This window comes from Streptomyces sp. DT2A-34, assembly GCF_030499515.1.
Taxonomy (GTDB): domain Bacteria; phylum Actinomycetota; class Actinomycetes; order Streptomycetales; family Streptomycetaceae; genus Streptomyces.
This window is the reverse complement of sequence record NZ_JASTWJ010000001.1, coordinates 6,843,975-6,865,322: the sequence shown is the minus strand read 5'-3', so window position 1 is coordinate 6,865,322 and position 21,348 is coordinate 6,843,975. Positions and strand designations below refer to the sequence as shown.

The following is a 21,348-nucleotide window of genomic DNA, read 5'->3' as shown; positions in this document are numbered from 1 at the left end:
CTGCGCGAGTTCCTGATGAGCAGGCGGGCCCGGGTGACACCGGCCGAGGCAGGCCTGCCGGACGGCGGGGCGCGGCGCCGTACGCCGGGGTTGCGGCGCGAGGAGGTCGCCGTGCTCGCCGGAGTGGGCGCCTCCTGGTACCAGTGGCTGGAGCAGGGGCGGGACATCTCCGTGTCGCCGCAGGTGCTGGACTCGGTGGCCCGCGTGCTGCGGCTGAGCAACGCCGAGCGCCGGCATCTGTATCTGCTGGCCGGGATGAATCCGCCGGTGCGCGAAGTGGCGCCCGAGAAGCGGGACATGTGCGACGGGCTGCAGCGGCTGATCGACGCCTGGATGCCGTATCCGGCGCACATCATGGACAGGTACTACAACGGCGTGATGCACAACGACGCGGCCGCGGCCGTGCTCGGCATGCGGCCGGGCAAGAACTGGAACTGCCTGATCGACTTCTTCACGGATCCGCTGTACCGGGCGCGATCGAAGAGCTGGGAGCTGAACGCCCGTACCGTCGTGGCGCAGTTCCGCGCGCTGTGCTCGGCCTCCCCCGACGACGAGGGCTTCCTGACCGTGCTGGCCGAGGCGAGGGCGTCCAGCCCGGAGTTCACCGAGCTGTGGGAGCGGCGGGACATCGAGGACGCCGGGCAGATCCGCAAGGAGCTGGACCATCCGCTGGTCGGGCTGCTGTGCCTGGAGTCGAGCGTGATGCAGATGCCGGTGCGGCCGGATCTGTCGATCGTGCTGCACACTCCGCTGGACGAGGCGAACACGGCGGCGAAGCTTGAGTGGCTGGCGTCGCCGGAGGGGCGGCGCGGGGCCATGTACCCCGTGGCCGGGTAGGCCCGGCGTCGCTACGTATGCTCAGGTCATGACCGACAACAGCGCGCTCGACCCCGAGGACCGCAAGATCGTCACCCTGGCCCGTTCCGCGCGGGCCCGCAACGGCGTGCCCGAGGGGGCGGCCGTACGGGACGAGACCGGCCGTACGTATGTCGCCGGGACCGTCGCCCTGGACTCCCTGAAGCTGAGCGCGCTGCGGACGGCGGTGGCGATGGCGGTGGCGTCGGGGGCGAAGTCGCTGGAGGCGGCGGCGGTCGTGACGGATGCGGAGGGGGTCTCGGAGGGGGACCGGGCGGCTGTGCGGGACCTTGGCGGGGCTGGGACGCCGGTGCTGGTGGCGGGGCCGGACGGGACGGTGCGTTCCACGGTGACGGCGGGCTGAGGTTCGGGGGCGAACGCCGGACGGGCTGGAACACCCGGAGTTCAGGGCCGCGCTGCCGCCGTGATGTGGCTCAGTACGCAGCGCCAGCGGCCGTCCCGGCGTACGAAGACGTCGGTCGTCCACTCGTCCGCGTCGAAGCGCTCGCCCCGGTAGTGGGCCGTGTTCGTCACCCGGGCGGTCACGACCGCCGAGTCGCCGTGGACGCGGATCCTGGGTTCGCCGACGATCCGGAACGCCGAGTGGGTCAGGTCGCCGGACTCGACGAGCGCGAGGAACTGCGCCCTGGTGGAGATGCCCGAGTCGGAGACGATGACCCAGTCGTCGGCCATGAAGTCGGCGATCCGGGCGGGCTCGTTGGAGACCATCGCCGCCGCCCAGCCGTGTGTGGTGGCAGCGAGCCCGGCCACGCTCGCGTCGTCGCTCATGGCCGGATGGTAACCAGAGCCGGCCGGGGCGGCGCCCGGAGCGTATCCGACGGGCGAGTGTCAGTGCCGGGTGTCACGCTGAGGTCAGAGGATCTGCGAAGGGAATCACCATGATCACCACTGACCTCGCTCCCGGCTCCCCCTGTTGGCTCGACCTCGGTGCCCCGGACGTCCGGGCCGCCGCGGCCTTCTACGGCGCGGTGCTCGGCTGGGAGTACGAGTCCATGGGTGAGGCGGAGGACTTCGAAGGCGGCATGTTCAAGAAGGACGGCAAGACCGTCGCCGGGCTCGGCAGGCTCACCGAGGAGGGGGCGCGGTCGGCCTGGATGATCTACTACACCGTCGACGACGCGGACGCGACGACCCAGGCCGTCGAGCGCGCGGGCGGCACGGTGCGGGTGGCGCCGCGGGACCTCGACGACTGGGGGCGGATGGCGCAGTACAACGATCCGCTGGGCGGCCAGTTCGCGGTCTGGCAGCCGGGGAAGAACTCCGGCTTCGAGCTGGCGGACGCGCCGGGCTCGCTGTCGTGGACCGAGCTGTACACGAGCGACGCCGCGGGCGCTAAGGAGTTCTACGGCGGTGTCCTCGGCTGGCGGTTCAGCGAGATGGCGCTGCCGGGCGGCGGGGGCGCGTACACCCTCATCACGCCGGCCGGGCTGCCCGAGGAGCGCATGCAGGGCGGCCTCATGGAGCTGCCCGAGGAGAACCTCGTGCTGGCGAACGGGCGGCCGTACTGGCACCCGGTCTTCAACGTCACCGACTGCGACGCCGCGGTCGCCAAGGTCACCGAGAACGGCGGCAGTGTGCAGATGGGGCCGGAGGACGCGGAGGGCGTCGGCCGGCTGGCCGTCTGCGTGGACCCGTGGAACGCGGACTTCGTGGTACTGACGCCGTCCACCCCGCCGTCCACCCCCGGCTGAGCCCACGGATCCCCTGAGGCTGAACCCGTCACGCCGATGGGGCTGAACCCGTCACGCCGACCTGCGGAACCCGATCGTCGGCACCGCCCGCCGCAGCGGCCACGGTCTCCCCTCCTCCTCCGGCACCAGATCCGCCAGGAACGCGTACCGGCGCAGGGCCTCGGGGTCCTGCCGGTCGAGGGACTGGACCTTGCGCCACCAGGCGCCGATCTCGGCCCAGCAAGGGGCGGACAGGGAGCCGCCGAACTCCTGCACCGACAGGGCTGCCGTGAGGCCCGCGAAGGCCAGCCGGTCGGCCAGCGGCCAGTCGGCCAGGGTGCCCGCGACGAAGCCGGCCACGAAGACGTCGCCGGCGCCGGTCGGGTCGAGGGCCTCGACGGCGATCGCGGGGACCTCGGCCGTCTCCCCGGTCCGTCCGTCCACCGCGTACGCGCCCTGCGCGCCGAGGGTGACCACCGCGAGGGGGACGTGCGCGGTCAGGGCGTGGGCCGCCGCGCGCGGGCAGTCGGCGCCCGTGTACCGCATGGCCTCCTGGGCGTTCGGCAGGAAGGCCTCGCAGTGCTCCAGGTCGGCCAGCCCCGCCAGGTCCCACGCCCCCGTGTCGTCCCAGCCGACGTCGGCGAAGATACGGGCGCCCTTGCTCGCGGCCTGCGCGATCCAGGGGGCCCGCTTGCCCGGCTCCAGCGAGGCCACGGCGGCACGCGCGCGGGGCGGGCAGTCCGGCGCCGGCTCCTCCGGGGGCGGCTCGTGGCCGTGGGAGACCATCGTGCGCTCGCCCTCGTACGCCATCGAGACCGTCACCGGCGAGTGCCAGCCCGGCACCGTGCGCGACGGCGAGAGGTCGATGCCCTCGCCGTGCTCCAGCGCGTCCCAGCAGTACTCGCCGTAGTGGTCGTCGCCGAAGGCCGCCGCGAGCGAGGTCCGCAGGCCGAGGCGGGACAGGGCCGTCGCCATGTTCGCCACGCCGCCGGGGCTCGACCCCATCCCCCGCGCCCAGGACTCCGTCCCGCGCACCGGGGCCGAGTCGAGGCCGGTGAAGATGATGTCGAGGAAGACCGTGCCCGTGAGGTACACGTCCCAGGGCGGGTCGGCGGGCGTGCGCAGGCCGGCGAGGGGGTCGACCTGGCTCCGGTGGTACGGCTTCCCCGCCCTGGACGACGGCCCCTGGGGCGAGGGTCCCTTTCCGTTGGTCGCGGTGGGCGTGGTCACGGTGCGCTCCCTGACGTGGTGCTGATCTGGCCAGTGTGCACCAAGCCACCGACAACGCCACCGCACCAGCGACAACGCCACCGCGATCCGGCCCGAGCGCCCGGTGGACGACCTCACCGGGGCGGCCGGCGAGCCGCTACCAGCGGGGCACCGAGGGCGTGACCCAGCCGGGGTCGGCGACCCGCATGGCCGCCGCGTCGTCGCGGTCCCGCAGCGAGCCGTCGTCATCCAGCCACCGCCGGTGCAGCTCCGCCAGCCTCTCGCGGTCCAGCTCGACCCCGAGGCCGGGCGCGTCGGACACGGCGACCTTGCCGCCTTCGAAGGTAAGGCGTTCGGTGAGGACGTCCTCGGACTGCCAGGGGTAGTGGGAGTCGCAGGCGTGGTGGAGGTTAGGGACGGTCGACGCCACGTGGGTCATCGCGGCCAGGGAGATGCCCAGGTGGGTGTTGGAGTGCATGGACACCCCGACGCCGAAGGTGCGGCAGATCGCCGCCAGCTGCTGGGTGTTGCGCAGCCCGCCCCAGTAGTGGTGGTCGGAGAGGACGACCTGGACGGCGTCCCGGGTGAACGCCTCCTTGATCTCCGCGAACGTCGTCACGCACATGTTGGTCGCCAGCGGCACCCCGGCCCGCGCGGCGACCTCGGCCATGGCGGCCGTACCGAGGGCCGGGTCCTCCAGGTACTCCAGGACGTCCCCGACCTCCCGCGCCACCTTCAGCGAGGTCTCCACGGACCAGGCCCCGTTGGGGTCGAGGCGCAGCGGGTGCCCGGGAAAGGCCGCCGCGAGGGCCCGTACGGCGGCGATCTCCTCGTCCGGCGCAAAGACCCCGCCCTTGAGCTTGAAGGAGGTGAACCCGTACCGCTCCGTGAACTTCCGCGCCTGCTCGACGACCCCGGCCGGGTCGACGGCGGCACCCCAGTCGTCCTTCTCGGCGCGCACGCCCTCCGGATGCTCGGCCCACTTGTAGAACAGGTACGCGCTGTACTCGACCGCGTCGCGCACCTTGCCGCCGAGCAGCGCGTGCACGGGCAGCCCGAGCGCCTTGCCGAGGGCGTCGAGGCAGGCGACCTCGAAGCCGGAGACGACGGACAGCCGCAGCTTGTCGGCGGTCTGGACACCGCGCAGCCCGCCGACGTCGACCTGGCCCTGGACCCGGGACTGATCGACGGCCACCTCGTCGGCGACGACGAACAGGCCGTTCAGGTCACCGACTTGACGACCTATCAGTTTCTCCGCGAACGGCCGGGCCAGCTCCAGGTACTTGGTGTCGCCGTACGTCTCACCGACGCCCGTGACCCCGTCGGCCGTCTCGACCTCGACGATCAGGCGGGGTGTGTACGGCTGGTGGACGCCCTGGGTGTTCAGCAGCGGCGGGTCGGCGACCAGGATGGGCGTGAGGCGGACTTCGGTGATCGTGAGGTTCACAGCGCTGCTCCTACGAGGTCGAGTCCGGTGGCGAGGAGAGTGCGCAGGTCGGCCAGGTCGGCGGTCGACGGGTCGGTGAGCGGGGCGCGTACGGGGCCGACGGGTCGGCCGCGCAGCCGGGCCGCCGCCTTCACCAGGGACACGGCGTATCCGGGCACCCGGTCGCGGACCTCGACGAGCGGGACGTAGAAGTCGCGCAGCAGCTTGTCGGCCGTGTCGTGATCACCGCACCGGAGGGCGGCGAAGAAGGCGTTCGCGATCTCGGGGGCGAAGGCGTGGACGGCGGAGGAGTAGGCCGGGACGCCGACGGTGGCGTAGGCGCGGGCCTGGATCTCGGCGGTGGCGGCGCCGTTGAAGAAGAGGAAGCCCTCGGGGGCGGCGAGGGTGAGGCGCTGGAGGCGGTCGAGATCGCTGTGGCCGTCCTTGAGGCCGATGACGTTCGGGATGCGGGCGATGCGCCGCAACGAGTCGGCGGTGAAGGCGACTTGACCGCGCTGGTAGGTGATGAGCGGCAGTCGGGTCCGGGCCGCGAGCTGCTCCAGCTGGGCGACCAGGCCGTCCTGCGGGGCGGCGACCAGGTAGTGCGGCAGGACGAGGAGGGCGTCGGCGCCGGCCTCCTCGGCGATCCGGGCGAACCGCGCGGCCTGCGCCCAGCCGTAGCCGACCCCGGCGACGACGGGCACGCGCCCGCCCGCCTCCTCGACGGCGACCGAGACGACCTGCCGGTACTCGTCCTCGTCCAGCGAGAAGAACTCTCCTGTGCCGCAGGCGGGGAAGAGGGCGCCCGGGGCGGTGGCGAGCTGGGCGGCGACGTGGGCGCGGAAGCCGTCCGGGTCCAGCGTGCCGTCCGCGTGGAAGCTTGTGAGCGGGAACGACAGCACTCCTTGCGCCATGCCGTCCCGCAGACGCCGGGCCGTGTCCGTAGCGAGGCTCACCTCTGATCTCCCCATGTAGATGTCATCCATGTATGAAAATGGAGATTAGATACGCGAACCGTGACCGTCAATGGCACGGTCGATCCGATTCGGGCCGATTACGATCGCCCCATGTCAGAGACAGGCGGCGTCCGCGAGGTGAAGTCGGCGGCGCGCACGGTCGAGTTGCTGGAACTGCTCGCCGCGCGCGGCGACCGCCCCGCACGCCTCCAGGAGCTGGCCGACGAGCTGGACGTGCCGCGCAGCTCCATGTACGCGCTGCTGCAGACCCTGATCTCCCGCGGCTGGGTCCGCACGGACATCACCGGCTCCCTCTACGGCATCGGCATCCACGCCCTGCTCACCGGCACCAGCTACCTCGACTCCGACCCGCGTGTCCGGGTCGTACGCCCGTATCTCGACGAGGCGTCGGAGGCGCTGGGCGAGACGATCCACATGGGGCGGTTGGACGGCCGGGACGTGGCCTATCTGGCGACGCGCGAGTCGCACGAGTACCTGCGGACGATCAGCCGGGTGGGCCGGCGGCTCCCCGCCCACGCGGGAGCCCTGGGCAAGGCACTGCTGGCCGAACGCCCCGACGGCGACCTCCCCGAGGGCCCGTACGAGTCCCTCACCGCCAACACCCGCACCACCCGGGACGCACTCGCGGCCGACCTCGCCGAGGTGCGAGTGCGCGGTTACTCGGTCGACCGCGAGGAAAGCGTCACCGGCATCGCCGGCTTCGGATTCGCCCTGCGCTACGACACCCCGGCCCAGGACGCGATCAGTTGCTCGGTGCCGGTGGCCCGGCTGTCGGCGGGGCATGAGGAGCGGATCGTCGCCGTGATGCGGGAGATCAGGGCGAAGATCGAGGCGACGGTTCCCGGCGGGGGCGGGTCGGTGCACTGGCGCAGGTGAGGGCGCCGTCTACCCGCATTTCCTCGCCACAAACAGAACGTGCCCCAGATCACACCACCCTCGCTTCTTCACGCCTGCCTCCGCTTGATACAAATTGCCCGCGCGTTCCTGTCCGTCGACGGCCTGCGCCCCTCCCCTCTTGAGCCGCTCCTTTCGCATGCCCTGGGAACGCCCGTGTTCGCCCCCCGCACCACTGCCTGGCCCCTCGTCGCCCTTTTCGCGGCCGGGTACCTGGCCCCGTATCTGCTGCCGACGGTCGTCGGCAGGCTCGACTCCGGACTTCCGCTGTCCCCCACCCAGGCGGGCGCCGTCGGCAGCGCGCTGCTGCTGAGCTCGGCGTCGGCCGGGTTCGCGCTGGCCTCGCGCGTCGAGCGGATCGGGGCGCGGCGGCTGGCCCGCGTCGGCCTCACGCTCGCGGTCCTCGGCTACGGCTGGGCGGCATCCGCACACGCCGTACCGGCCGTCGTCCTGGGCGTGCTCGTCGGCGGCTTCGGATCCGGTACGGCCACCGCGGTCGCCGCCACCCGCATCGCCGCCCAGCCCGACCCGCACCGGCCGACCACGCTCGGCCTCCTCGGTGTCTCCGCCCTCGCGGGCGCCGTCTATCTGACGGTCCCCCGCCTCGGCCCCGGGCACGGCCTCCCGCTCGCCGCGATCGCCCTCACCGCGCTCGCCGTATGGCCGCTCACGGGCCGGCTCCCGGCCGCCACGAGCACCTCACGCCAGGGCTGGGACGCCTCCCCCGTCCCCCACCGCCGCCAGGGCCTGACCCTCGCCGCCTGCATGCTGTGCTGGTCCCTCGCCCAGAACTCCCTGTGGGGCGTCAGCGGCCGGATCGGCCTGGACCAGGCGCATCTGACGGAAGCCACGGTCGGCGCGGTGTTCGCCGTGGCGCTCGGCGCCGGGCTGCTGGGCGTCACCGGGGCGGGCGCGCTCGGCCCGCGCCTCGGCCGAGCGCTGCCCATCGGCGCGGGTACGGCCCTCATCGCGGCCTGCATCGCGCTCAGCGCCTCCGCGACCGACCTGGCGACCTTCGCGACCGGCGAGATCGCCTGGAACACGCTCTACCCGATCGTCCTGTCGTACGTCATCGGCCTCGCCGCCTCTCTCGACGCGCGCGGGCGCTGGGCGGTGCTCGTCGGCTCGGCGTCGTCGCTGGGCACGGCGGCGGGCCCGCTGGCCGGGAGCGTGCTGTCGGCGCGGGCCGGGTTCCCGGTCATGGGCGCGGTGCTGGCGGCCGGGCTGCTGGTGATCGCCGTACCGATGACGGCCGTGGCGTTGGGCCTGCGGTCCCGGAAGACCGTCGCGGTCACGGAAGGCGTCGAGGTGGTCGAGGTCGTCGAGGTGATCGAAATCCCCTTGGACACCGCCGAAGCCACCCCCGCCGCCCCCGACCGCCTCACCGCGGCTACCTGAACTCGTACGCCTCCACCTCGGCCAGATACCGCGCCCGCAACTCCTCGTCGTCCTCCAGGAAGGAGGCGAGGAACGAGTTGCGGGCGAGCTCCCGGAGCCGTTCCTCGGTCAGGCCGAGGCTCTGGCGTACGGCGTCGAAGTTGTCGCCCGCGTACCCGCCGAAGTAGGCCGGGTCGTCGGAGTTGACCGTGCACATCAGCCCGGCGTCGAGCATCGCGGGCAGGGGGTGCTCGGCGAGGACGTCGACGGTCCGCAGCCGTACGTTCGACAGCGGACACAGCGTCAGCGGCACCCGCTCCCGCACCAGCCGCTCGACCAGCGCCGGGTCCTCCACGCACCGCAGCCCGTGGTCGACGCGCTCCACGCCGAGGACGTCGAGGGCCTCGGTGATGTAGGCGGGCGGCCCCTCCTCGCCCGCGTGCGCGACGCGCCGCAGGCCGAGGGCGGCGGCGGCCTCGTACACCTCGCGGAACTTCACCGGCGGGTGCCCGACCTCGGCCGAGTCGAGGCCGACGCCGGTGATCCGGTCGAGATACGGCTCCGCGGCCCGCAGCGTCTCCATGGCCGACTCGGCGGAGTCGTCGCGCAGGAAGCACATGATGAGCCGGGTGGAGACGCCGTGGTTCGCCTCGCTGCTCCCCAGCGCCCGCCACAGCCCCTCGACGACCGTGCCGAGCTCCACTCCCCGCTTGGTGTGCGCCTGCGGGTCGAAGAAGATCTCCGCGTGCCGCACACCCTGCGCGGCGGCACGGGCGAGGTAGGCGTTCGCGAGGTCCTCGAAGTCCCGCTCGGTGCGCAGGACGGCCATGAGCTCGTAGTACAGGTCCAGGAAGGACTGGAGATCCTCGAACTGGTAGGCCTTGCGGAGCTCTTCGGTGTCGGCGTACGGCAGCTCGACGCGGTTGCGGTCGGCCAGTTCGAAGGCGAGCTCGGGTTCGAGGGTGCCTTCGATGTGGAGGTGCAGTTCTGCTTTCGGGACGGACATCAAAGCATCGTACGGCGGTGTCACCGACGTTTCGGTAGCGGCACCCGCAGCAGGTCGTGCGCGACCGTCAGCTCCCCGGCGAAACCGGCGTCCCGTGCCTGCCGCTCGAACTCCTCGGGCTCGGTGTAGCGCTGGCTGAAGTGGGTGAGCACGAGATGCCGTACGCCGCAGTCGAGCGCGACCCGGGCGGCCTGACCGGCGGTCAGATGGCCGTGTTCCACGGCGAGTTCCACGTCCTCGTCCAGGAAGGTGGACTCGATGACGAGCATGTCGCAGCCGTCGGCCAGGGTGTACACCCCGTCGCACAGCCGGGTGTCCATGACGAACGCGAACCGCTGCCCGCGCCGGACCTCGCTGACGTCCCGCAGGGAGACCCCGCCGAGCGCCCCTTCCCGCTGGATGCGCCCGACATCGGGCCCCTTGATGCCGTGCGCGGCGAGCCGGTCGGGCAGCATGCGGCGACCGTCGGGCTCGACGAGGCGGTAGCCGTACGACTCGACGGGGTGCGACAGCCGGGCGGTCTCCAGCCGGTAGCCACCGGTGTCGGCTATGACGCCGTCGGCGCTGACCGGGGCCTGCGCGAGGTCGACGGTCTCGCGGTAGGCGGTGGCGTAGCGCAGTCGATCGAAGAAGCGCTGGCCGGAGCGGGGGTAGTGGGCGGTGACGGGGTGCGGCACCTTGTCGAGGTTGATCCGCTGGATGACGCCGGCGAGGCCGAGCGAGTGGTCCCCGTGGAAGTGGGTGACGCAGATCCGGTTCAGGTCGTGCGCGGCGACTCCGGCGCGCAGCATCTGCCGCTGCGTGCCCTCGCCGGGGTCGAAGAGGATGCCCTCTCCGTCCCACCGCAACAGATAGCCGTTGTGGTTCCGGTGACGGGTCGGCACCTGGCTCGCTGTCCCGAGGACAACCAATTCACGTACGGACACGGTGACTTCGGCTTGCCTCGACTATCCCGGGGGCCACTGCAGGCCGCGGCCGCCGAGGATGTGGGCGTGGGCGTGCCAGACGGTCTGTCCGGCGCCGGCGCCGGTGTTGAAGACGATGCGGTAGCTCTCCAGCTTGTCCTCGTCGGCGACGGCCTGGGCCTCGCGCAGGACGTCCGCGGCGAGGGCGGGTTCGGCGGTGGCGAGGGCGGCGGCGTCCCGGTGGTGCGCCTTGGGGATGACCAGGACGTGGGTGGGCGCCTGGGGGTTGATGTCCCGGAACGCGACGGTCGTGTCCGTCTCCCGCACGATCGTCGCCGGGACATGCCCCTCGACGATCTTGCAGAACAGACAGTCGTCCTGCGGCTCCCCTGCCATGGTCCCTCCGGGGGTTGGGCGGCGTGGTTTACGGGGGGCATCGTATCGCCGTCGGGTGCGGGTGCATTGTGGCTGGTCGCGCCCACGCGGCGGAGCCGCATATCGATACAGCCCCGCGCCCCTTAGGTTGGCAAGGGTGGCGGCGTTTTGGCCGGCCGTTCCTCCAGCCCGGCCAGCGCGATCCGGATCGCCTCGTCCAATTGCGCGTCCCTCCCCGCCACCCAGTCCTGCGGGCGTTGCACCACCTCCACGTCCGGGTCGACGCCGTGGTTCTCCAGGTCCCAGCCGTAGCCCTCCAGCCAGATGGCGTACTTCGGCTGGGTGATCAGGGTGCCGTCGACCAGCTGGTATCGGCTGTCGATGCCGATCACGCCGCCCCATGTCCGCGTGCCCACCACCGGTCCCAGACCCAGCGCCTTGATCACCGCGTTGACGATGTCGCCGTCGGAGCCGGAGAACTCGTTCGCCACCGCCACCACAGGGCCACGCGGAGCGTCCGTCGGATAGCTGTACGGACGCATCCCGCGCGGGACCTCCCAGCCGACGATCCGGCGTGCCAGCTTCTCGACGACCAGTTGCGAGGTGTGCCCGCCGCCGTTCTCCCGGATGTCCACGACGAGGCCCTCCCGGGCCACCTCGACGCGCAGATCACGGTGGATCTGGGCCCAGCCCGGCGCCTGCATGTCCGGCACGTGGAGGTAGCCGAGCCGGCCGCCGGACTTCTCGTGGACGTACGCCCGCCGGTCCGCCACCCAGGCGTGGTAGCGGAGCGGCTGCTCGTCGGCGATCGGCACGACGACCGCGTGCCGTACGTCCCCGCCCCCGGCCGGCGAGATCGTCAGCTCCACCGCCTTGCCCGCCGTGCCGACGAGCAGCGGGCCGGGCCCGGCCACCGGGTCCACCGGCACCCCGGCCACCGCCACGATCGCGTCGCCGGCCCGCACGGCGACCCCGGGCGCGGCCAGCGGTGCCCGTGCCTCGGGGTCGGAGGTCTCGGAGGGCAGGATGCGGTCGATGCGCCAACTGCCGTCCGGATGGCGGGAGATGTCGGCGCCGAGCAGTCCCTGCCGGGCCCCGCCGCCGTATCCGCCGCGCGGGGCGACGTACGCGTGCGAGGTGCCGAGCTCGCCCTGCACCTCCCACAGCAGGTCGATCAGGTCGTCGTGGGTGGCCACCCGGTCGACGAGCGGGCGGTAGCGGTCCAGGACCCCGGCCCAGTCCACGCCGTTCATGTCCGGCCGCCAGAAGTGGTCCCGCATGATGCGGCCGGTCTCCTCGAACATCTGCCGCCACTCCGCCGACGGGTCGACCGTCTGCCGTACGCGCGTCAGGTCCACGGTGATGTTCGAGTCGCTGTCGTCGTCGCCGGAGGCCCGCCGGTCGCTCGGGACGACCTTGAGGCGGCCGTCGGTCCACAGCAGCAGCCGCTTGCCGTCGCCGCTGACCTCGAAGTGGTCGGCGTCGTCGGCGAGATGCTCGACGCGCCGCTGGAGGAGGTCGTAGCGTTCCAGCTCGGCCTGGGGCTCGGGGTCGTCGGGCGTGGCCCGGGAGGCGCCGAGCGCGCCGCGTACGGGGTGCCGTAGCCACAGCACGCCGTCCTTCGCGGCCCGCAGGTTGGTGTAGCGGGCGGCCTCGACCGGGAACGGCACGATCCGGTCGGCGAGCCCTTCGAGGTCGATGCGGGTGGTCGGGGTGCCCTCGCTGTCGGGTGTCTCGTCCTTGTCCGGCGCGTCGAAGGGGCGGCCGTGCCGCTGCGGGCCGAAGGGGGACGGGGTGGTCGCGGCGAGGGTGATCAGGTGGGGGCGGGAGCCGACCACGAAGGCGAGGTCGAAGACGTGCTCGTCGTAGACCGGGTCGAAGGCGCGCGTCGACAGGAACACCAGGTGCTTGCCGTCCGGCGTGAACGCGGGCGCGTAGTCCTGGAAGCGCAGGGGGGTCGCCTCGGAGACCGACAGGTCGGTGGTGTTGGCGAGCTTGAGCTGGCTCAGCGGGCGTGGGCCGGGGTGCGACCAGGCGAGCCAGGCCGAGTCGGGCGAGAAGACCAGCCCGGACACGTCCCCGTCCTCGCTGCGGTCGACCTCGCGGACCTCGCCGGTCTCCCGCTCGACGAGCAGCAGCCGCCCGTCGTGCGCGGCGACCGCCGCCCTGCTCCCGTCGGGCGCCATGGCGAGCTCCAGGACGCGGCCCAGCTGCCCGGCGCCGAGCCTGCGCGGCGTGGCACCCGGCGCGAGCCCGGTCGCGGGCGCGAACTCCAGGGCGTCGTCGCCCTCCGCGTCCGTCACCCACACCACCCACTCCTCGCCCTCCGCCCGGAAGGTGCGCGGCAGCCGGGCCCGTACGCCCGGCTCGGCGGCGAGGGCGCGGGCGGGACCGGAGCGGTGGGTGACCCAGTGCACGGCGCCCCGGACGGCGACCGCGCTGCCGCGCGCGGTGTGGTCGGGCGCCGCCGCCCCGAACGAGCGGGCGGCGTTCAGCGGGTACGGCTGCCGGTCGGTGCGCTGCCCCCCGAGCCGGATGTCGAGCGGGCGCGGCTCGGCCCCGTCGAGGTCGTCCAGGAGCCACAGTTGCCCGGCACAGGCGTAGACGACACGGGTGCCGTCGCTCGCGGCGTGCCGGGCGTAGAAGCCGTCGACAGGGGTGTGCCGTTGTAGATCGGACCCGTCGGCGAGGGACGAGTACACCGCCCCGACGCCCTCGTGGTCGGAGAGGAACGCGATCCGCTCGCCCGCCCACACGGGGTACTCGATGTTCCCGTCCAGCTCCTCATGCAGCCGTACGAACTCCCCGTCGCCCGTGCGGTCGATCCACAACTTGCCCGCCGTGCCGCCCCGGTAGCGCTTCCAGCGCGCCGCTTCCAGCCCCATGGGTGCCGAGGCGAGCACCAGGTGGGGCCCGTGGACGACATCGGCGACGGGGCCGTACGGCAGGGTGGTGGCCGGTCCGCCGTCGAGCGGGACCGTGTGGGCCCAGGTGCGGCGGCTGCCGGCCTGGCTCTGGGTGCTGATCGCGAGGACCTCGCCGTCGGGGGTCCAGCCGCGCACCCGGGTCTGCCAACTGCCCCAGTGCGTAAGGCGCTTCGTGGGGCCGCCGTCGACCGGCGCGATGTGCACCTCGGGGGCGCCGTCGCGGGTGGAGGTCCAGGCGACGGTCGTACCGTCGGGCGAGATGCGCGGCAGGCTGACCGGCACGTTGTCGGCGCTGACCCGCCAGGCCCGGCCGCCGTCGAGCGGGGCCAGCCATACGTCGTCCTCGGCGGTGAAGGCGACCAGGTCGCCGTGCAGATGCGGATACCGGAGATACGAAGACGATCCAGGCGTCACGGACTGAGTCACCCGATCACCATAAGCACGGGCGGCGTCCGGGGACAGGGCTTCGGATCACTTGCCCAACTCGCGTGCCGGTGCGGTCACTTGCCCTCCGGCCAGCAGTTCGGGTGCTGCTTGCAGTAGACGGTCTTGGTGACGGTCACCGTGACCGTGGGCCCCGGCTGCTGTCCGCCGCCGCCCGGGTTGACGGGCGAGGGCGTGGCGTCGCAGTTGCCCAGCCCGTTCACATGGAACCACTCCTTGCCGCCGACCTTGGCCACGAGGTCGCCGCGCACACAGGAGCCGCTGACGGCCCGGGTGATCCTGCCGGTGACGGTGATGTCCTTGCCGTCCTTGGTCTCGCCCTCGCAGTCGACCTTGACCACGGTGTTCTCGCTCGCCGTCGGCGCGGCGGACCCGCCGTCGCCGTCGCCGTCGTACGAGCCCGTGCAGTTGAGCCACTGCACGTCGGCCTTCTGCCGCTCCAGCTCCGCGGTCACCGTCTGGTCGGTCGTGAACGCCACGGTCGCACTGCTCAGCCCGCCCGGATCACAGGCGACCGCCCCGCCGACGGCGAGCACGGCGAGACCCGCCACGCCTGCCACGCGCACACGCGTGCGCTCCGTGCGACCGACGCGACCGACGCGACCCCAAATCCTCCTGAACGCCCCCATGGAGGGCAGCCTGCCACTGTCCCCGCCGACGCGGTAGGGCACATACGGCCACTCCCTGCTCGCGCACGGCACAATCGGGTGTCGCCCGATCCACCCTGCCCGGAGGACCGTTGACCCCCTCGCGGATCCCCGCCCGCGCCGCGCACCCCGGACGACGCCGACCAGGTCGGCGTGGACACCGGGACGGACCCCGCGGGGCCACCCGCGCCGCCGCGTCGGCGCCGGGTACGGATGCTCGTCGACGTGGTCGACCATCCGGATGAAGTGGCGTATGTGACGGACCTGTTCGAGGAGCGCGGCTGGGCCGTACGCCCGGCGGAGGCCGACGAGGCGGCGCCCGGCGTGGCGCACCGCACCACGCTCGTCGTCGAGGTCCGCCTGCACGGAGCCCGCCTCGGGGCCCTGCGCACGGCCACCCTGGAGGTGGAACGGCTCGCCAGGCAGGCCGAGTTGGGCGCCTGGGTGCGGGACGCGGCGCTGGTCGAGTACGAGCGGCCGGCGCGCACGACGTACTACGTGCACCGCGCGCTGCCGACGCTGGGGCGGGTGTGGATCTGGCTGGGCGGGGCCGACGAGCAGCGTGCCGTGACCGTGCCGGCCGGTCCGCGCTCCCGTCAGGAGGCGGCGGCCGAACTGGCGGCGCGCCCGCTGGGTGGCCGCCCCTTCGACGCCGAGATGCACGGGCTGCGGGTGCCGGGCCACTCGGACGCGGACCCGCCGCGCGACGAGACCCCGCACGAGCGCCGGGTCCGGCTGGTCTGGCTGGCGGCGGGGGTGGCCGGCGTCGTCCTCGCGGTCCTGTGCGGCATGTACGCCGTGTGGGCCGACGGGGCCTGGAAGCTGCTGCCCGCACTGCTCAGCCCGGCGGGGGCGTTGCCGCTGGGCCGCACGCTCAAGGAGACGCGGGCGAGCGGCCGCGGGGTCCAGTGGGCCGCCGGAGTCGCGGGCACCACCGTGCTGGCCGCCTTCGGGGCCTTGGTGGGCCAGGGCACCCAGCCCCGGGTGCTGTGGGCGGGTGCGCTGGTGCTCGCCGTCGGCGTGTTCACGGGCGCGGGCGTGGTCCTCGCGCTGCGCCGCACCGTCTTCACCCGGCACGCCGCCTGGCTGGTGCCGCTGTCCGTGCCGGTGCTGTGGTCGATGGTGGGCTGGCTGGGCCGGCAGATGCACGACGCGTACCTGGACCGGTTCGACATCCGCGTGGAGGCGGTGCCCACGGCGAGGCTCGGCACCTATCTGGTGGCCGCCGAGCCGATGGGCCTCGCGCTGGGCAGCGCGCTGTTCTTCGTGGCGATCGTGGGCTGGCTGCGCCACTTCCATCTGGGCCGGGACGCCAGCAACCGCTTCTTCGCCATCGTCCTGGCCACGCTGGTCATCGTCGTCTACGCCCTGAGCGCGGTCGCGCTGGGCACCGGACAGGCGGCGAGCGCGGCCGGCCGGACCGCCGAGAACGTCGCCCGTGGGGGCGCCCACCCGCCCGACTACTTCGGTGTCTTCGGCCACTTCATGTGCGTACAACCGGTGGACGCCGCCGAGCCCCTGGCGGTGGAGAACGGCCCGGCTCCCCTCGACCACCCCGTGGTCTCCTTCGGCGCCACCGGCGAGTGGATCTGGCTCTGGGACCCGGCCCGCAACAACGGCAAGGTCCAGGAGTCCTTCGCCGTCCGCCGCGAGAACGTCCGGCTGATCCCGGCGAAAAACCCGGAGACCAAGCTCTGCCCGGCCCCGTAGCGTGGCCGAATGCGTAACGACCGCAGACTGCGAAGGCTCGTCGTGGACGAGCGGACGACGTACCTCTGGAGCGTGCGGCACCAGCACGGGGAGGGCGACATGTGCCGCGAGGTCCTCAACCTCACCCTGGACGGTGTACGTACCCCGATCGTCTTCCGGAAGGGTGCGGGCCGGGCCATCTCCGACGGCCATTCCTACGTCGGATGCGTGGCGACCGGCCCCGGGAAGCTGCTCAACCTGCGCGAACCCGGTGTCGTACGCGGTCTCGTCGACGAGGCGACGGCCCGCGGACTCCTGCCGGGGACCGTGGAGTTGGACGGCTGGGAGCTGTTCGACGCCGTCCTCAGCCGCGCAGCAGCAGCCACTCCTGCAGCTCCACCAGATTCCCCTCCGGGTCCTTGAGGTGGGCGACGCGCATGCGGTCGGTCATCGGGGCGGGGCCGCGCAGGAGGGTCGCGCCGCGTGAGGTGATCCGCTCGCAGCAGGCGTCCAGGTCGTCCACCCGCAGCACCACCAGGGAGCGGTGCCCGTCGGCGGTGTCGGCCAGTTCGCCCAGGACCTCGGCCATCATCGCCCGGTCCTGAAGGGCGATGCCCGCCGAGCCGACGGCGGGGCTGAACTTCTCGTACGGCCCGTTCGTCGCGCCCGACTGCGGCTTGAGGCCGAGGACGTCGGCGTAGAAGCGGTAGCAGGCGGCGAAGTCGCTGACCAGCAGCCGTACTTGGGCGAGTTCCACGGTGAGCGTCCCTCCGGAGGTCAGGACCAGCGGCCGGTGCGGCCGAGGAGCAGGGCCGTCGCCGCGGTCCCGGCGGTGGAGGTGCGCAGGACGGTACGGCCCAGACGGTACGCCTTCGCGCCCGCCTCCTCGAAGAGGGCCAACTCCTCGGGGGACACCCCGCCTTCGGGTCCGACGACGAGCACGATCTCGCCCTCGGCGGGCAGCTCGGCGGTGGCGAGGGGCTCGCTGCCGTAGTCGCGTTCCTCGTGCAGGACGGCGGCGAAGTCGGCCTTGGCGAGCAGCGCGGCGACCTGCTTGGTGGTGGCCGCGTCCGTCACCTCCGGGAAACGCACCCGGCGCGACTGCTTGCCGGCCTCGCGGGCGGTGGCCCGCCACTTGCCGAGGGCCTTCGACCCCCGCTCGCCCTTCCACTGTGTGATGCACCGGGCGGCGGCCCAGGGCACGATCGCGTCGACGCCGGTCTCGGTCATCGTCTCGACGGCCAGCTCACCGCGGTCGCCCTTGGGGAGGGCCTGGACGACGGTGATACGGGGCGACTCGGGGGGTTCCTCGGCCACCGAGCTCATGTGCACGACGAGCCGGTCCTTGCCCTCCGTGTCGACGACCTCGCACTCGGCCCAGCGGCCGTTGCCGTCCGTGAGGACGACGCTCTCCCCGGGTCTCAGCCGCTTGACCGAGACGGCGTGCCGCCCCTCGGGGCCGTCAAGGACGTACCGCCCACCACCACCGGCATCGAAGTGCTCGACGACGAAAACGGGAGCCGTCATCGCCCCGCGCCCCCCGTCGGAAAGGCGGACAACGCTGTCGCCGCGGCATCGAGCTCGGCGGCCAGCACCTCCACCAGCTGCCCCGCCGGCAGTTCGCGCGCCAGCCGGTGCCCCTGCCCCGCCCACAGCGCCATGCCCTGCGCGTCGCCGGACGCGGCGGCCTTCTTGCGCAGCGGCGAGGTGAGGTGGTGGACCTCGGGGTAGGCGGCGGGGGCGTACGGCCCGTGCTCGCGCAGGAAGCGGTTGACGAGGCCGCGGGCGGGGCGCCCGGAGAAGGCGCGCGTCAGCTCGGTCCGTACGAACAGGGGGTTGGTCAGCGCCTGCTTGTGCAGGGCGTTGGCGCCGGACTCCGGGGTGGCGAGGAAGGCGGTCCCGAGCTGGGCGGCACTGGCGCCGGCCGCGAGCGCGGCGGCGATCTGGCTGCCGCGCATGATGCCGCCGGCGGCGACGATGGGCAGGCTCACGGCCTCACGGACCTGCGCGACGAGCGACAGCAGCCCGATGCCGGTGCCGTCGGTCTCGGGGTTGTCGCGATGGGTGCCCTGGTGGCCGCCGGCCTCGACGCCCTGCACGATCACGGCGTCGGCGCCGGCCCGCTGCACGGCGAGGGCTTCGTCCGGGGTGGTGGCGGTGACGAGGGTGAAGGTTCCGGCACGCCGAAGCGCCTGGAGGACCTCACCGCTGGGCACGCCGAAGTGGAAGGAGGCGACGGGCACGGGATTGTCGAGCAGCACGGCGAGCTTGGCGTCGTACCCGTCGTCCCGCCCGCTGTCCGGGTCCCCCAGCTCGATCTCGTACCAGGCGGCCTCGCCGGCGAGCTGATGGGCGTAGACATCGACGGCCGCGGCGTCGGCATACTCGGGCTGCGGCATGAACAGATTGACCCCGAAGGGCCGCCCGGTCAGCCCGCGCAGCTGCTTGATCTCCTGGTACATCCCGTCGGCGGTCTTGTACCCGGCGGCGAGAAACCCCAGCCCACCGGCCCCGGACACGGCAGCGGCGAGCTGCGGCACGGAGACGCCGCCTGCCATGGGGGCCTGCACGATCGGGAGGGGGAAGAGATCGGTCAGCGCGGAGGACATGACGGCATGTTGTCACGTCCCCCGAACAAGTCCGAATCGGCCCTTCCCCTTGGCATAGGCCAACCCTGTCCCAAGGGGGGTCGGCTCACGTCCGCCCGTTGAACGCGTCCTTCAACCGCGAGAACAACCCCTGCTGCCCCGGCTGGAACTGCCCCTGAGGCCGCTCCTCGCCCCGCAGCTTGGCCAGCTCGCGCAGCAACCGCTCCTGCTCGGGGTCCAGCTTGCTCGGCGTCTGCACCTCGACGTGCACGATCAGATCCCCGCGCCCGCCGCCCCGCAGATGGGTCACACCACGCCCGTGCAGCGGAATCGACTGACCGGACTGCGTACCCGGCCGGACGTCGACCTCCTCCAGCCCGTCCAGCGTCTCCAGCGGCACCTTCGTACCGAGCGCCGCCGCGGTCATCGGGAGCGTCACCGTGCAGTGCAGGTCGTCGCCGCGCCGCTGGAACATCGAGTGCGGCAGCTCGTGGATCTCGACGTACAGATCACCGGCGGGACCGCCGCCCGGCCCGACCTCGCCCTCACCGGCGAGCTGGATCCGGGTGCCGTTGTCGACACCGGCCGGGATCTTGACGGTCAGGGTCCGACGGGACCGTACGCGCCCGTCACCCGCGCACTCCGGACAGGGAGTCGGCACCACGGTCCCGAAACCCTGGCACTGCGGACACGGCCGCGAGGTCATGACCTGGCCCAGGAAGGACCGCGTCACCTGCGACACCTCACCGCGGCCGCGGCACATGTCACACGTCTGGGCGGAGGTGCCGGGGGCGGCCCCCTCGCCGTTACAGGTGTTGCAGACGACGGCCGTGTCGACCTGGATGTCCTTCGTCGTACCGAAGGCCGCCTCGTCGAGCTCGACCTCCAGCCGGATCATCGCGTCCTGGCCCCGCCGCGTACGCGAGCGCGGACCCCGCTGGGACGCCGTACCGAAGAACGCGTCCATGATGTCCGAGAAGTTCCCGAAGCCGCCCGCGCCGAAGCCGCCGGCTCCCGCGCCGCCCGCCTGGGACAGCGGGTCGCCGCCGAGGTCGTAGACCTGCTTCTTCTGCGGGTCCGACAGCACCTCGTAAGCGGCGTTGATCTCCTTGAACCGCTCCTGGGTCTTCGGATCCGGATTGACGTCCGGGTGCAGCTCGCGCGCGAGCCGCCGGAAGGCCTTCTTGATCTCTTCCTGCGACGCGTCGCGACGCACGCCGAGAACGGCGTAGTAGTCCGTGGCCACTTACGACTCCGCCAGGATCTGTCCGACGTACCGTGCCACTGCGCGTACCGCTCCCATCGTTCCCGGGTAATCCATGCGGGTCGGTCCGACCACGCCGAGCTTGGCGACTGCCTCGCCGCCCGAACCGTAGCCGACCGACACGACGGACGTGGAGTTGAGTCCCTCATAGGCGTTCTCGTGCCCGATGCGCACGGTCATGCCCGAATCCCCCGCCTCGCCAAGGAGTTTGAGGAGTACGACGTGCTCCTCCAAGGCCTCCAGGACGGGCCGGATGGTGAGGGGGAAGTCATGCCCGAAGCGGGTGAGATTGGCGGTGCCGCCGATCATCAGCCGCTCCTCGTTCTCCTCGACGAGCGTCTCCAGCAAGGTGGAGAGCACGGCCGAGACGGTGCCGCGGTCCTCCAGGTCGAAGGCCTCGGGGAGGTCCTCGACGAGCGTCGGCACATCGGTGAAGCGCCGCCCCGCGATCCGACTGTTGAGCCGCGCGCGCAGATCCGCGAGCGAGGTCTCACTGAAGGGTGCGGGACAGTCGACCATCCGCTGCTCGACCCGCCCGGTGTCCGTGATCAGCACGAGCATCACGCGCGCGGGCGCGAGCGACAGCAGCTCGACGTGCCGGACGGTGGACCGGGTCAGCGACGGGTACTGCACGACGGCGACCTGCCGGGTGAGCTGCGCGAGCAGCCGTACCGTGCGCGCCACGACGTCGTCGAGGTCTACGGCGCCCTCGAGGAAGTTCTGGATCGCGCGCCGCTCCGGCGGGCTCATCGGCTTGACGCCGGCGAGCTTGTCGACGAACAGCCGGTAACCCTTGTCGGTCGGGATGCGCCCGGCGCTGGTGTGCGGCTGGGCGATGTAGCCCTCGTCCTCCAGGGCCGCCATGTCGTTGCGGACGGTCGCCGGGGAGACGCCGAGGTTGTGCCGCTCGGTGAGCGCCTTGGAGCCCACCGGCTCCTCGGTCCCGACATAGTCCTGGACGATGGCGCGCAGCACCTGAAGCCTGCGTTCACTCAGCATCGCGCGCACCTCCAGTTTCGTCCGCTTGGCGCCTTGCCTGGCACTCTGTCCGTCCGAGTGCCAGCCGTCCCCGGC

21 protein-coding genes are annotated in these 21,348 nt (G+C 72.6%); 7 read left to right on the top strand and 14 right to left on the bottom strand.

What is annotated here, in order from left to right; all coding sequences use genetic code 11:
* The first annotated feature begins 15 nt into the window (after positions 1–15).
* On the top strand, positions 16–837 hold the full coding sequence (locus tag QQM39_RS30825) for a helix-turn-helix transcriptional regulator (protein ID WP_302003785.1): 822 nt from the start codon (positions 16–18) through the stop codon (positions 835–837).
* A 28-nt stretch (positions 838–865) separates the two neighbouring features.
* Positions 866–1,219, top strand: coding sequence for a cytidine deaminase (locus QQM39_RS30820; protein WP_302000805.1), 354 nt, complete (start codon positions 866–868; stop codon positions 1,217–1,219).
* A 41-nt stretch (positions 1,220–1,260) separates the two neighbouring features.
* Here the strand turns inward: QQM39_RS30820 and QQM39_RS30815 are convergent, their stop codons facing one another.
* Complete coding sequence (locus tag QQM39_RS30815) at positions 1,261–1,644, bottom strand: nuclear transport factor 2 family protein (protein WP_302000804.1); 384 nt, start codon at positions 1,642–1,644, stop codon at positions 1,261–1,263.
* Between the two features lie 110 nt (positions 1,645–1,754).
* Here QQM39_RS30815 and QQM39_RS30810 point away from each other — a divergent pair, with 110 nt between their 5' ends.
* The gene (locus tag QQM39_RS30810) at positions 1,755–2,567 is read left to right on the top strand and encodes a VOC family protein (protein ID WP_302000803.1); all 813 of its coding nucleotides are present in this window, start codon (positions 1,755–1,757) and stop codon (positions 2,565–2,567) included.
* 51 nt (positions 2,568–2,618) lie between these two features.
* Here the strand turns inward: QQM39_RS30810 and QQM39_RS30805 are convergent, their stop codons facing one another.
* The 3 genes from QQM39_RS30805 to QQM39_RS30795 form a co-directional block, all read right to left on the bottom strand.
* The gene (locus tag QQM39_RS30805; RefSeq protein WP_302003784.1) at positions 2,619–3,671 is read right to left on the bottom strand and encodes a carbohydrate kinase family protein; all 1,053 of its coding nucleotides are present in this window, start codon (positions 3,669–3,671) and stop codon (positions 2,619–2,621) included.
* 241 nt (positions 3,672–3,912) lie between these two features.
* Entirely contained in the window at positions 3,913–5,202 is a 1,290-nt protein-coding gene (locus QQM39_RS30800) for a glucarate dehydratase family protein (RefSeq protein WP_302000802.1), read from the bottom strand.
* A complete protein-coding gene (locus QQM39_RS30795) occupies positions 5,199–6,137 on the bottom strand; it encodes a 5-dehydro-4-deoxyglucarate dehydratase (protein WP_302000801.1) in 939 nt (312 codons plus the stop codon). Before QQM39_RS30795 ends, QQM39_RS30800 begins: the two co-directional genes overlap by 4 nt.
* Before the next feature lie 111 nt (positions 6,138–6,248).
* Here QQM39_RS30795 and QQM39_RS30790 point away from each other — a divergent pair, with 111 nt between their 5' ends.
* Both QQM39_RS30790 and QQM39_RS30785 read left to right on the top strand, forming a co-directional pair.
* The gene (locus QQM39_RS30790) at positions 6,249–7,034 is read left to right on the top strand and encodes an IclR family transcriptional regulator (protein WP_302000800.1); all 786 of its coding nucleotides are present in this window, start codon (positions 6,249–6,251) and stop codon (positions 7,032–7,034) included.
* Positions 7,035–7,208: 174 nt separating this feature from the next.
* On the top strand, positions 7,209–8,450 hold the full coding sequence (locus tag QQM39_RS30785) for an MFS transporter (RefSeq protein ID WP_302000799.1): 1,242 nt from the start codon (positions 7,209–7,211) through the stop codon (positions 8,448–8,450).
* On the opposite strand, the gene QQM39_RS30780 is transcribed toward QQM39_RS30785, so the two are convergent.
* From QQM39_RS30780 to QQM39_RS30760, 5 genes are all read right to left on the bottom strand, one after another.
* Positions 8,443–9,435 carry an adenosine deaminase gene (locus QQM39_RS30780; protein ID WP_302000798.1) on the bottom strand — a complete coding sequence of 331 codons (993 nt, stop codon included), beginning with the start codon at positions 9,433–9,435 and terminating at the stop codon, positions 8,443–8,445. The genes QQM39_RS30785 and QQM39_RS30780 overlap by 8 nt on opposite strands.
* Before the next feature lie 20 nt (positions 9,436–9,455).
* Positions 9,456–10,361, bottom strand: a complete 906-nt coding sequence (locus QQM39_RS30775; RefSeq protein ID WP_302000797.1) for a ribonuclease Z — start codon at positions 10,359–10,361, stop codon at positions 9,456–9,458.
* A gap of 21 nt (positions 10,362–10,382) precedes the next feature.
* A complete protein-coding gene (locus tag QQM39_RS30770) occupies positions 10,383–10,736 on the bottom strand; it encodes a histidine triad nucleotide-binding protein (protein WP_302000796.1) in 354 nt (117 codons plus the stop codon).
* Positions 10,737–10,858: 122 nt separating this feature from the next.
* The gene (locus QQM39_RS30765; RefSeq protein ID WP_302000795.1) at positions 10,859–14,068 is read right to left on the bottom strand and encodes a S41 family peptidase; all 3,210 of its coding nucleotides are present in this window, start codon (positions 14,066–14,068) and stop codon (positions 10,859–10,861) included.
* Positions 14,069–14,142: 74 nt separating this feature from the next.
* On the bottom strand, positions 14,143–14,646 hold the full coding sequence (locus tag QQM39_RS30760) for a hypothetical protein (RefSeq protein WP_302003783.1): 504 nt from the start codon (positions 14,644–14,646) through the stop codon (positions 14,143–14,145).
* Between the two features lie 240 nt (positions 14,647–14,886).
* Here QQM39_RS30760 and QQM39_RS30755 point away from each other — a divergent pair, with 240 nt between their 5' ends.
* Positions 14,887–16,443 (top strand): hypothetical protein, encoded by a 1,557-nt coding sequence (locus tag QQM39_RS30755; protein WP_302000794.1) that lies wholly within the window; start codon positions 14,887–14,889, stop codon positions 16,441–16,443.
* Between the two features lie 9 nt (positions 16,444–16,452).
* On the top strand, positions 16,453–16,845 hold the full coding sequence (locus QQM39_RS30750) for a hypothetical protein (RefSeq protein ID WP_302000793.1): 393 nt from the start codon (positions 16,453–16,455) through the stop codon (positions 16,843–16,845).
* Here the strand turns inward: QQM39_RS30750 and QQM39_RS30745 are convergent.
* From QQM39_RS30745 to hrcA, 5 genes are all read right to left on the bottom strand, one after another.
* Complete coding sequence (locus tag QQM39_RS30745) at positions 16,787–17,179, bottom strand: VOC family protein (RefSeq protein ID WP_302000792.1); 393 nt, start codon at positions 17,177–17,179, stop codon at positions 16,787–16,789. The genes QQM39_RS30750 and QQM39_RS30745 overlap by 59 nt on opposite strands.
* A 20-nt stretch (positions 17,180–17,199) precedes the next feature.
* Positions 17,200–17,949: a 16S rRNA (uracil(1498)-N(3))-methyltransferase gene (locus QQM39_RS30740; RefSeq protein ID WP_302000791.1), complete on the bottom strand. Its 750-nt coding sequence runs from the start codon at positions 17,947–17,949 to the stop codon at positions 17,200–17,202.
* Entirely contained in the window at positions 17,946–19,031 is a 1,086-nt protein-coding gene (locus QQM39_RS30735) for a nitronate monooxygenase (RefSeq protein ID WP_302000790.1), read from the bottom strand. The genes QQM39_RS30740 and QQM39_RS30735 overlap by 4 nt, the downstream gene beginning before the upstream one ends.
* A gap of 85 nt (positions 19,032–19,116) precedes the next feature.
* On the bottom strand, positions 19,117–20,256 hold the full coding sequence (gene dnaJ, locus QQM39_RS30730; protein WP_302000789.1) for a molecular chaperone DnaJ: 1,140 nt from the start codon (positions 20,254–20,256) through the stop codon (positions 19,117–19,119).
* Complete coding sequence (gene hrcA / locus QQM39_RS30725) at positions 20,257–21,273, bottom strand: heat-inducible transcriptional repressor HrcA (RefSeq protein ID WP_302000788.1); 1,017 nt, start codon at positions 21,271–21,273, stop codon at positions 20,257–20,259.
* Between the last annotated feature and the right edge of the window lie 75 nt (positions 21,274–21,348).